9 protein-coding genes and 1 pseudogene are annotated in these 11,062 nt (G+C 53.9%); 7 read left to right on the top strand and 3 right to left on the bottom strand.

Features of this window, described 5'->3' with window-relative positions; translation table 11 throughout:
* The coding region (gene iolB, locus ACLQ7H_RS03510; RefSeq protein WP_411751471.1) for a 5-deoxy-glucuronate isomerase at window positions 1-461 on the top strand (461 nt) is incomplete at its 5' end.
* 102 nt (window positions 462-563) lie between these two features.
* Here iolB and ACLQ7H_RS03515 read toward each other — a convergent pair.
* Window positions 564-1,400: a MurR/RpiR family transcriptional regulator gene (locus ACLQ7H_RS03515; protein WP_021181760.1), complete on the bottom strand. Its 837-nt coding sequence runs from the start codon at window positions 1,398-1,400 to the stop codon at window positions 564-566.
* Between the two features lie 208 nt (window positions 1,401-1,608).
* The gene (locus ACLQ7H_RS03520; RefSeq protein WP_411751472.1) at window positions 1,609-3,549 is read right to left on the bottom strand and encodes a bifunctional 5-dehydro-2-deoxygluconokinase/5-dehydro-2-deoxyphosphogluconate aldolase; all 1,941 of its coding nucleotides are present in this window, start codon (window positions 3,547-3,549) and stop codon (window positions 1,609-1,611) included.
* 594 nt (window positions 3,550-4,143) lie between these two features.
* On the opposite strand from ACLQ7H_RS03520, the gene iolD reads away from it, so the two are divergent.
* The 4 genes and pseudogenes from iolD to iolE all read left to right on the top strand — a co-directional run bounded on the left by iolD (window position 4,144) and on the right by iolE (window position 9,092).
* Window positions 4,144-6,084 (top strand): 3D-(3,5/4)-trihydroxycyclohexane-1,2-dione acylhydrolase (decyclizing), encoded by a 1,941-nt coding sequence (gene iolD, locus ACLQ7H_RS03525; protein ID WP_411751473.1) that lies wholly within the window; start codon window positions 4,144-4,146, stop codon window positions 6,082-6,084.
* Window positions 6,085-6,197: 113 nt separating this feature from the next.
* Window positions 6,198-7,211 (top strand): Gfo/Idh/MocA family protein, encoded by a 1,014-nt coding sequence (locus ACLQ7H_RS03530; protein ID WP_411751474.1) that lies wholly within the window; start codon window positions 6,198-6,200, stop codon window positions 7,209-7,211.
* Between the two features lie 39 nt (window positions 7,212-7,250).
* On the top strand, window positions 7,251-8,135 hold the full coding sequence (locus tag ACLQ7H_RS03535) for a sugar phosphate isomerase/epimerase family protein (RefSeq protein WP_411751475.1): 885 nt from the start codon (window positions 7,251-7,253) through the stop codon (window positions 8,133-8,135).
* A gap of 61 nt (window positions 8,136-8,196) precedes the next feature.
* Window positions 8,197-9,092: pseudogene (gene iolE / locus ACLQ7H_RS03540) on the top strand (myo-inosose-2 dehydratase).
* Window positions 9,093-9,164: 72 nt separating this feature from the next.
* Here iolE and ACLQ7H_RS03545 read toward each other — a convergent pair.
* On the bottom strand, window positions 9,165-9,662 hold the full coding sequence (locus ACLQ7H_RS03545) for a GNAT family N-acetyltransferase (RefSeq protein WP_411751476.1): 498 nt from the start codon (window positions 9,660-9,662) through the stop codon (window positions 9,165-9,167).
* A 388-nt stretch (window positions 9,663-10,050) separates the two neighbouring features.
* Between ACLQ7H_RS03545 and ACLQ7H_RS03550 the strand changes: the two genes are divergently transcribed.
* Window positions 10,051-10,746 carry a pirin family protein gene (locus ACLQ7H_RS03550; protein ID WP_411751477.1) on the top strand — a complete coding sequence of 232 codons (696 nt, stop codon included), beginning with the start codon at window positions 10,051-10,053 and terminating at the stop codon, window positions 10,744-10,746.
* Between the two features lie 99 nt (window positions 10,747-10,845).
* Window positions 10,846-11,062: LacI family DNA-binding transcriptional regulator (locus tag ACLQ7H_RS03555; protein WP_411751478.1), on the top strand; the 217-nt coding region annotated here is incomplete at its 3' end.

Raw genomic sequence — 11,062 nt, forward strand, 5'->3', positions numbered from 1 at the left:
TGCCTTCACGCTTGATCACCCCGGCAGACGTCGGCGTGGAGCGGCGGGGTAAAGGCCGTAACCAACGGCTGGTACACAATATTCTGCCGGATAGCCAACCGGCCGATAGCCTGCTGGTGGTTGAGGTCTATACCGACGAAGGCAATACCAGCTCCTACCCAAGCCATAAGCACGACCAGGAAAACTCGCCGGACGAAACCTACCTGGAAGAAACCTATTACCACCGTCTTAACCCTGAACAAGGGTTCTGCCTGCAACGGGTCTATACCGACGATCGTTCGCTGGATGAGTGTATGCCGGTCTATAACCGCGACGTGGTGAAAGTGCCGCGCGGTTACCACCCGGTGGCAACCCTGGCCGGATATGACAGCTATTATCTCAACGTGATGGCGGGGCCGGTACGCTTGTGGAAGTTCACCTGGGAAAAAGATCACGCCTGGATCAACAGCGAAAGCTATTGATCGCGGAGGGCAAGATGCTAAAAGGGCGCGCTGCTGACAAAACCCATCCGGCTCACTGTGTAGGGGCGCCGCTGCGCCCGACTAACCGCGCCTTGTCGAATATTACAACTCTTTGGCGTTATTCAGCGCCAATGATACCGCCAGCGTCTGTGCCAGGCACATGGAGGCTACCTGCGAGCGGAACCCATCTACCTGTGCTTCGCGCACTACAAAACAGACATCGCTGAAGGCGGCCAGCGGGCTGACCTGGCTGTCGGTAATGGCGATGAGCTGTGCTCCCTGTTTGGCACCCAACTCCACCAGTTCCACCGCTTCTTTGGCATAAGGCGAGTAGCTAATAGCTATCACCACGTCCTTGGGCTTCACCATGCTGAGCTGCTCAGTAAACATTCCGCCTAACCCATCGATCAGGAAGGCGCGCCTTTCCAGGTGGCGCAGGGCATAGGTGAGATAAGAAGCCACGCTGAATGAGCGGCGCAGGCCGATCACGTAGATATTTTCCGCGTTATTCAGCAGCTCTACCGCCCGATCCAACTGCTCGGCACTGGTTTGCATCGCCAACTGTTGCAGCGCCTGCGAGTTGACCATCGTAAACACGTTAAGGATTTCTGCCGGCTTTTCTGGGGCAACGCTGTCGTCGGTAGAGGTTTGGCGGAACAGGCGTGCGCGCTCGGTATAGTTCACCGTTTCTTCCATCAGATGCTGGCGGAAGACCTGTTTCATTTCGTTGAAACCGCTGAAGCCAAAGGCGTTGGCGAAACGGATCAGGGTAGAAGGTGGCACGCTGGCCTGTGCGGCGATGGAGGCAACGGTATCGAAGGCAATGCTATTACTGTTATCCAGAATGTATCGTGCTACCTGTTTCAAGCGCTTGCTCAGCGTTTCATAACGGCGGCGGATCTCGTCCTGTAACAGCGAAAGTTGAGTTGGGTTAGTCATCCATTCGGCTCGCAGTATTGGCTGAAGCGTATCGGGTTATACGCTGAAAATATTGTCTGGTTATTCTAACAGATGGAGTGGACATTTCATTTCTACAAAAAGCGATTTATTTCATCGCCAGTTGCGTTACTTCACAGAAAATGGGCAAAAAAATCCCCTTAAAGCTGCGAAAATGACTTTAAGGGGTGGGGTTGTTAATTACGTAAGCTTAACTCAGGCTGGTTTTACTCGCAGGCTGCGGGCGATATTGCCGCCAAAAACCGATCAGCGTCAGGTATTTCTGTTTCACCTGTTCGACCAGCTCGGCGTCATCGATCTCACCTTGTAGCCAAAGGCGTGAAGAGGTGCCAAAAATGGTACGGCCAACCGCGAAGCCTTTTACCCAGTGGGCATCTGCGGCTGCGGCAAACCCGGCTTTCAGCGTTTCCTGTGGGGAGTCTAGCCCGAGGATTAGCACCCCGCGGCAGAATGGGTCGTGAGTTTCAATCAATTCACCCACTTTTTGCCAGTTGGCGGCACTAAGCGGCGGCAATTTCCACCAGTCTGGCAGAACGCCCAACCGGTAGAAATGTTCCATCACCTGTAGATAGTTGCTCTCGTCTTTGTCGGCATGACCTTCTGGCAAAATGACTTCCAGCAACAGCTCATGGCCCGATTTGCAGCAGCCACGATACACGTCAACGATCAGCTCATCCTGCTCACGGCGCAGCGCTTCGGCATCCTGTGGATGATAAAACACCAGGCATTTGACCACGTGCTCTTGGGGCCAGTCGATCAGCTGCGATCCAATATTACCGTGCTCCAACCGCAAAGGGCGGGAGCTTGGCAACTCCACCGGGCGGCCAATCCACCAGCCCTGGCCAGTAATGGCACTCAACGCCGCCTGGCCGTAGGTGGTGTCCGCCAGAATACCGCTGTTGCCATGTAACCCTGCCTCGCTAGCGGCAGCCTGAGCAGCGGCTAACAACAACACTTTTAACGGTGGGATCCGCTCTGTACTCACTCCTGCCTCTCGCGCCATCTCTGCCAACTGCTTGCGATGATCAAAGGCAAATACGCACAGTTCAGGCCACTGTTGTTTACGCGTGGTAACGCGGTGCAGATGGTTCAGCCGGGCATCCAGATCCGGGCGTTTCACCTCTTGTTCGCGTTGCAGGTAATCGTCCAGCTCCAGCTTGGTTGGCATCGCGGGTGCGCAGCCGTGGCGTGATACCACCAGCGCTCCGCAGGCATTAGCGTAACGGCAGGCCTGGTCCCAACCCTCATCATTAAGGTACCCACGCAGCAGGCCAGACATAAAGGCATCACCCGCGCCGAGCACGTTCAAAACGTCAACGCGCACGCCAGAATGCAGTTTGATTTGCTGCCAATCTGTGGGGATATCCCCTTCAAATACCGAGCATCCCTGCGCCCCCCGCTTGCATACCAACGTGGCCTGGGTAGCCTTACGGACGTTTTGCAGCGCGACCAGCGTATCGGTACTGCCGCCAGCGATATGGAACTCTTCTTCAGTCCCCACTATGAGGTTGAAATGGTGCAGAACTTCCTGCAACTCGCGGGTCACCTTTGCCGATTCGATAAAGCGGGTCTCGCCATCGCCTAACGAGGTCAACCCCCACAGCACTGGCCGATAATCGATATCCAATGCGGTTCGCAGCCCGTGGCGGTGGGCGTACTCCAACGCTTTGAGCACCGCTGCGCGCGTTTTGGGGTGGGAAAGATGGGTACCGGTGATCGCCAAAGCCCGTGATGATGCGATGTAGTTTTCATCGATATCATCGGGCGTCAGTGCCATGTCGGCACAGTTTTCACGGTAGAAAATCAGCGGGAAGGTTTCCTGATCCTTGATGCCCAGGATCACCAGGCCGGTCAGGCGCTGCTTATCGGTGATCAGGCTCTGCGTGTCCGCGCCGACGCGTTGGAGTTCCTCACGCAGGAAACGACCCATATGCTCATCCCCTACGCGAGCCAGCATGCCGGATTTTAATCCTTGGATCGCGGTGCCATAGGCCACGTTGCCGGAAGAGCCGCCAAGGTATTTGGAGAATGAGCTGGCATCCTCCAGGCGTGCGCCGATTTGTTGAGCATAGAAATCGACAGCGATGCGCCCAAGGCAAATGACGTCAAGCTGCTTTTGTTGTGTGGCCATACCCGTTTCCTTCTGTCATTAAGCAAAACCGATTGCGACCCGGTAAAGGAGCTAAGTAGGAAGCATGGTCCGAAGTATGAGGAATAAAAATTTCAATTTCAATATGAAATGAAATTTACACCCCGCAAATGTGATGCATTTAAAAGTCGCCTACAACGGATGGCCTGCCGATATGGCGTATTATTATTGATATAACAATATCTTGCGGAAATTTTCTGCACAAACGAGCATCATCTTGATGGCGGCTGGTTCGATCGGCGAATGGGCGCATCGATCGAAAGAGAGTCATGATAACTTTTTATTTAATCAATTGAATTATATAAATAAATGCAAAATTGGTGGTTTGGTAATATGCGATCTTTATCGCAAAATGAAATGTTTTTTCTGTATTGATATTTTATGAAAAATATATTTGTTTATAATCAATGCACGTTTCAAACCGCTTATTGCATGAGCAGTGTGTAACAACCCAGACAAGATTATCACTGCTTTTGTGTAACGAAAGTCAGCGCTACGCCACCGGATACACCTGCCTGCGCACAAACCACCATCTGCAGCAGGCTAGGGATAACGCCAAATGAAAGGGTGAGTAAAATGGGTAAGATCAAGTTGACCATGGCACAGGCGTTGGTCAGATTTCTCGACAACCAGTACCTGCTGGTAGACGGTGTCGAAATCAAATTCATAAAGGGTATCTTCGCCATTTTCGGCCACGGTAACGTACTCGGCCTGGGGCAGGCTCTGGAGCAGGACTGTGGCGATCTATTGGTGCATCAGGGCCGCAACGAACAGGGGATGGCGCATGCCGCTACCGGGTTTGCCAAGCAGAAGCTGCGCCAGCAGATCTACGCCTGTACTTCTTCCATCGGTCCCGGCGCGGCCAATATGATCACCGCTGCGGCCACTGCCACGGCTAACCGCATTCCTTTACTGTTGTTGCCGGGCGATGTGTTCGCCTCTCGTCAGCCCGATCCGGTGCTACAGCAGATTGAACAATCCTACGATTTGAGCATCAGCACTAACGACGCATTTCGCGCTGTCAGTAAATATTGGGATCGCATTGTGCGTCCGGAACAGCTGATGAGCGCCTGCATTAATGCCATGCGCGTGCTGACCGATCCGGCAGAAACTGGTGCCGTCACGCTATGCCTGCCGCAGGACGTTCAGGGCGAAGCCTACGATTACCCAGACTATTTCTTCCACAAACGGCTGCATCGTCTTGAACGCCGTCCGGCCAGCCAAGAATCGCTGGCAGAGGCTTTGGCGTTGCTGGTGGGTAAACGCAAGCCGTTGATAATCTGCGGTGGCGGGGTGAAGTATTCGCAGGCTGGGCAGGCGTTGCAACAGTTTGCTGAACGCTTCCATATTCCGTTTGCCGAAACTCAGGCTGGTAAAGGTACGGTGCTTTCCGCTCATCCTTATAACGTGGGTGGCATTGGTGAAACCGGCTGTTTGGCGGCTAACACCTTGGCGAAACAGGCGGACCTGGTGATCGGCATCGGCACCCGTTACAGCGATTTCACCACCTCATCCAAATGGCTGTTCCAAAATCCAGAGGTGGCTTTCCTTAACATTAACGTTAGCGCGTTTGATGCTGGCAAGCTGGACGGTCTGCAAGTCTTGGCGGATGCCCGTACGGCGCTGGCCTCTGTCAGCCCGTTGTTGGCCCAGGCGGATTATCGTGCCGATTGGCAAGACGCTATCAGCAAGGCGCTTGGCGAACAGCGGAAAGAGACCGAGCGTGTCTATCAAGTGACCTATACCGGCGAAGGCTTTGTGCCGGAAATCGACGATAGCCTCGATCGTGAACAGGTGTTTGCCGAGTTTATCGAACAAACCGACTCCGTATTAACCCAAAGCCGAGTGCTGGGGGTGCTGAATGACCATTTACCGCAGGACAGCGTCATCGTTGCCGCCGCTGGCAGTTTGCCGGGCGATCTGCAGCGTGTGTGGCAAAACCGGGGTGAGCACGGCTATCACGTGGAATACGGCTACTCCTGTATGGGCTATGAGGTTAACGCCGCGTTAGGCGTCAAGCTTGCGGAGCCACAGCGCGAAGTTTACGCCATGGTGGGGGATGGGGCGTTCATGATGCTGCATTCTGAGCTGGTCACCTCGATCCAGGAAGGCTGCAAAATCAACGTGGTGCTGTTCGACAACATGACCAACGGCTGCATTAACAACCTGCAGATAGAACACGGCATGGGAAGCTACACCACCGAGTTCCGCTTCCGTAATCTGCAAGGCGGCAAACTGGATGGCAAGCTCGTTCCGGTCAACTTTGCCATGTTGGCAGCGGCCTATGGTTGCAAAACCTACAGCATAACCACCGAACAACAGCTGATCGATGCGCTAGCGGATGCCCGCAAGCAACAGGTTTCTACCCTGCTGGATATCAAAGTGCTGCCAAAAACCATGGTGCACAAATATCTCAGTTGGTGGCGCGTGGGTGGTGCCCAGGTGGCCGAAAGTGAAAAAATTATCGCCGTCGCCCGTCAACTGCAAGAGAACATCGATAAAGCCCGCGACTACTGATAACGCAATGCCTTGGCAATCGTAGGTGCGGCGGAGAACGCCGCGCTCACATAAACCATCGGATCTACCTCAGACCTTGCGTCTGCCGTTTACAGTTCATGAGGATAACGAAAATGACATTGAACATTGGGGTTATTGGTACCGGCGCCATCGGTAGGGATCATATTCGCCGTTGTAGCCAGGTGTTGCAGGGCAGCCGCGTTGTTGCAGTCAATGACATCAACCGAGACAGTGCGGCCAAGGTGGTTAGTGAACTGAAACTGGACGCCAAGGTTTTTGACAATGCCCACGATCTGATCAACTCCCCAGACGTACAGGCGGTGCTGGTCACGTCATGGGGGCCGAGCCATGAAGAGTTTGTGCTGGCCGCCATAGCCGCAGGCAAACCGGTGTTTTGCGAGAAACCGCTGGCGGTTACGGCGCAGGGCTGCAAGAACATCGTGGATGCCGAAGCCAAGCATGGCAAACGCCTGGTACAGGTCGGTTTTATGCGCCCTTACGATCAGGGCTACCGGGCGCTGAAACAGGTGCTGACCAGCGGCCAGATCGGCGAGCCGCTGATGCTGCACTGTGCCCACCGCAACCCAAGGGTCGGTGAAGCCTACACCACGGATATGGCCATAACCGATACGCTCATTCACGAGTTAGACGTGCTGCGTTGGCTGTTGGACGATGATTACGTTTCGGTACAGGTGGTGTTCCCACGCAAGAGCAGCAAAGCCCTGCCACATTTGAGAGACCCGCAAATTGTGCTGATGGAAACGGCCAAGGGCACCCGTATTGACGTCGAAATCTTTGTTAACTGCCAATACGGCTACGACATTCAGTGTGAGGTGGTAGGGGAAACCGGCATCGCCAAGCTGCCAGAACCTTCCGCGGTGCAAATGCGCAGCGGTGCCAAACTGTCTACCGAGATCCTGGTTGACTGGAAAGACCGCTTTATCGGTGCTTATGACGTTGAGCTGCAAGCCTTTATCAATGACGTCCAGGCCGGCAAGCTCACCGGACCTTCTGCTTGGGATGGCTTTGCGGCTGCGGTGGCGGCGGACGCCTGTATCGCCGCGCAGAACAGCGGTGAAGTGGTGCCAGTGACCTTGCCCGCTCGCCCTGGCTTCTATGGCAAATAAGCCCGTAGCTACCGCATTCATGCTCTGAAGGAGGCGACCATGAAAATCGCTTTTGATGTCGATGTGATTAAAGATTTGGGCATTACCAAGATGGTGGAGCAGGTGGCTGACTGGGGCTATAAGTACATTGAGCAGTCACCGCACCCGCAGATCAACCCATTCTATAAACATCCAAAAGCCGGTCGTGACGTTCTGGCGGAATATCAACGGGCGCTAAAGGCCACCGGGGTGGAGATTTCCTCCTTTATCGTGGTGTATCGCTGGTCTGGACCTGGGGAAGACCGCCGTAAGGCGGCGGTCAAGAACTGGCGCCGGATGATCGAAATCGCGGTGGAAATGGGGGTTCAGGTGATCAACACCGAACTGGCGGGTAACCCGAACGAGCCGGAGATTTGCGAAGAGCTGTGGTATCAATCCATGGAGGAGCTGCTGCCGATTATCGAACGTGAAGGCATTCGCATGGAAATTCAGTCCCATCCGTGGGATTTCTGCGAGCTAAGCAACGAAACTGCCGACATGGTGAAATCGTTGCGCAGCGACAATGTGACCTATCTCTACAGCGTTCCCCATACCTTCTATTACGACCAAGGGCGCGGCGACATCGGCAATATGTTGCGCTATGCCGGGAGCGATCTTTCCCACGTATTGATTGCCGATACCATGAATCACACCCGCCCCTGCCGGTATATCGTCAATCCGCCGGGCGTCGATGCGGTGGTGCACCAACATATGGCCATTGGCGAAGGGGAAGTGGACTTCGCGGCCCTGTTCCAAACCCTGCGCGATATGGAATTTGCCAGCCGTACCTTCAAGGTCGGTGGGGAGTCCATCATCTGTACCTCGCTGTTCGGCTATCCGGAAAGAATGCCTGCCCAGGCGGTGGCCACCAGGGAGCGCATCGAAAAAGAGCTGTTGGGTAAATAACTTTTCTGGCCAGGCCGGCAGGGAAGATAGCCGGTAAGTGCCAATAAGACTGAGGCTGAGAATGAACAAAGACAACGTAAAGCTGGCGATCGCTCCGATTGGCTGGACGAATGACGATATGCCTGAATTAGGGGACGAGAACACGTTCCAGCAGTGCGTCAGCGAAATGGCGCTGGCCGGGTTTACCGGTAGCGAAGTAGGCAGCAAATACCCGCGCGATCCAAGGTGCTGAAACCGATGCTGGATATCCGCGGGATCCAGATCTGTAATGCCTGGTTCAGCACGTTCTTTGCCGATGGGCAGAAAGAAAAGACTATCGATGAGTTTATTAACCACATGAATTTCCTGCATGCGATGGGGGCCAAAGTGATTGGTTGCTCCGAGCAGAGCAAGAGCATTCAGGGCACCACCAAGGCGGTATTGGAAGAGAAGCCCTATTTTAGCGATGAAGAGTGGCAGCGGGTGGCGCAGGGATATAACGAGCTGGCGAAAATTGCCACCGGCAAGGGGATGCAGGTCTGCCTGCACCATCATATGGGCACGGGCATCCAGACCACCGAAGAGATAGACCGCTATATGAGCATGGTGAACGACGATGTTTACCTGCTGTTTGATACCGGGCATGCCTATTACTCCGAAGGCAGCCAACAGGCAATGTTGGCGATCCTGGAGAAATACCTGCCGCGCATCAACCATGTTCACCTGAAAGACGTGCGTGACGAAGTGGTGGCAGAGGTTAAGGCCAAGCGCCTGAGCTTCCTGGACGGGGTGAAAAAAGGCACCTTCACCGTGCCGGGTGATGGCGTGATCGATTTCCGGCCGGTATTCAAGTTGCTGGATGAGCGTGACTATAAGGGATGGATGGTGGTGGAGGCCGAGCAGGATCCGGCGCTGGCCAATCCTTTTGAATACGCAGTTAAAGCACGCCGCTATATTCGCGAAACGACCGGGCTTTAAGTCAGTTCTTGGTTTGCTGTGTCTAACAGGTGGGGCGCTCGTATGAGCGCCCCACCTACAACGCCGTTCCGATTACGGGGTTTTAAAGCGAGCCATATGGTAAGCATCCACCAACTCGCCGTCGCGGAATGCAAAGCGGCGGCTGGTGCCTTCAATCTCAAAACCGAACTTACGATACAGCGCAATGGCACCCTGATTGTCGGTGAACACCGTTAGCTCAATGCGCTCAATGGCGGCCCAGTTGTCGCAGATATCGATCATCGCCTGCATCAGCGCGCTGCCAACGCCTTTGCCGTGGTAACCGGCATCCACGCCGATGCCAATAGTGGCCACATGGCGGCGGCGTACCCGCTGGTTGAGTCCCAGGAACAACTGCCCCACAACACGATCGTCAATGCAGGCCACCAGGTTATAGGTGCCGGGTTGTACATCAGCGATACGTTGTTGCCACAGGGTTTTTGATGATAGCGGTAGATGTAGCGTGTCACGGTAAACGGTTGGGTGGGAATATAGCTGGTGCAAGGCTTCAGCATCGTTACTTTCCACGTGACGGACTACAATCTCGCTCATTTTTCCCTCTCTTTCGCGTTTACCGTTTGAATAACCTCTTAAATTATCCGTTTACTCCCCTGAGTCAATATAATTTCCCATTGGTCAAAAAAACGCTTTACAGGTGCGAATGATAATGATTACTATTGCCATGCGTTCAGAGAGAGTATCAACCTTTGATACTGTTTGCTGAAGGCACGACATTGCTCACATTGCTTCCAGTGTTTACTTAGCCAGCTCGGGTGCTGGCTTTTTTTTTTGCCCAAATTCAGCGGCTAAACCGCCCCATAAATCCTTTGCTGCTCTCTGCCAAACTCCACCTAATTTTTTGAATAGAGGGGTGAGATTTTTGCGCTTTCATATTCCTCCGTCAGGTCTAGACTGTAGAAAACGTTGAGGAGAGTTGAATATGATTTATTTACGTAAGGCACAAGATCGCGGTCATGCCAATCATGGTTGGCTCGACAGCTGGCACACCTTCTCTTTTGCCGATTATTACGATCCCGACTTTATGGGGTTCTCGGCGCTGCGGGTGATCAACGAAGACGTGATTGATGCAGGCCAGGGTTTCGGTACTCATCCCCATAAAGACATGGAGATCCTGACCTACGTGCTGAGCGGCACGGTGGAACATCAGGACAGCATGGGCAACAAAGAACGGATTAATGCCGGTGAGTTCCAGATCATGAGTGCGGGGACCGGTGTGCGTCACTCCGAGTACAATGCCAATAGCGATCGGCCATTACATCTCTACCAGATTTGGATTATTCCGGATCAGGTTGGGTTAGAGCCGCGTTATGCGCAGCGGATGTTCGATGCGCCTCAGGGCCGCCAGTTGGTGCTGTCGCCAGACGCCCGTGAAGGTTCGCTGAAAGTGTTCCAGGATATGACGCTGTCTCGTTGGGCGCTGAAGAAAGACGAGCAATCCGTTTATCCAATCCAGGCAGAACGCCGCGTTTGGATCCAGGTGGTTCACGGCAATGTCTCTATCAATGGCCACAAAGCAGGTATTAGCGATGCGTTTGCCATCTGGGATGAGACTGCACTGTCGATCCATGCCGATGAAGACAGCGAAATTTTACTGTTCGATCTGCCACCGGTGTGATGACAGAGTAATGGCGAGGGCTTGGTGCAATACCGGGCCCTTTTTTGTGTCTGCTGGCCGGATAACCAACAATATCGGAAAGGCGTTTTATTTGCTAAAATGGCCGCCCATTCACGGTTAGCCAGTTCAGTGATAATGAAGAAAAAACGGCCGGTGCTTCAAGATGTTGCAGATCAGGTTGGCGTCACCAAAATGACGGTGAGCCGCTATTTGCGCAATCCCGATCAGGTTTCTGCCGCTTTACAGCAAAAAATTGCGGTAGCGCTGGACGAACTTGGCTACATTCCCAATCGCGCCCCGGATATCCTTTCCAATG

It is taken from the genome of Serratia sp. (in: enterobacteria) (assembly GCF_046715635.1).
Taxonomy (GTDB): Bacteria; Pseudomonadota; Gammaproteobacteria; order Enterobacterales; family Enterobacteriaceae; genus Chania.

What these genes read in the sequence shown, in the direction of transcription:
- ACLQ7H_RS03515 (WP_021181760.1), bottom strand. Translation starts at nt 1,400, where the DNA reads ATGACTAACCCAACTCAACTTTCGCTGTTACAGGACGAGATCCGCCGC.
- ACLQ7H_RS03520 (WP_411751472.1), bottom strand. Translation starts at nt 3,549, where the DNA reads ATGGCCACACAACAAAAGCAGCTTGACGTCATTTGCCTTGGGCGCATC.
- iolD (WP_411751473.1), top strand. Translation starts at nt 4,144, where the DNA reads ATGGGTAAGATCAAGTTGACCATGGCACAGGCGTTGGTCAGATTTCTC.
- ACLQ7H_RS03530 (WP_411751474.1), top strand. Translation starts at nt 6,198, where the DNA reads ATGACATTGAACATTGGGGTTATTGGTACCGGCGCCATCGGTAGGGAT.
- ACLQ7H_RS03535 (WP_411751475.1), top strand. Translation starts at nt 7,251, where the DNA reads ATGAAAATCGCTTTTGATGTCGATGTGATTAAAGATTTGGGCATTACC.
- ACLQ7H_RS03545 (WP_411751476.1), bottom strand. Translation starts at nt 9,662, where the DNA reads ATGAGCGAGATTGTAGTCCGTCACGTGGAAAGTAACGATGCTGAAGCC.
- ACLQ7H_RS03550 (WP_411751477.1), top strand. Translation starts at nt 10,051, where the DNA reads ATGATTTATTTACGTAAGGCACAAGATCGCGGTCATGCCAATCATGGT.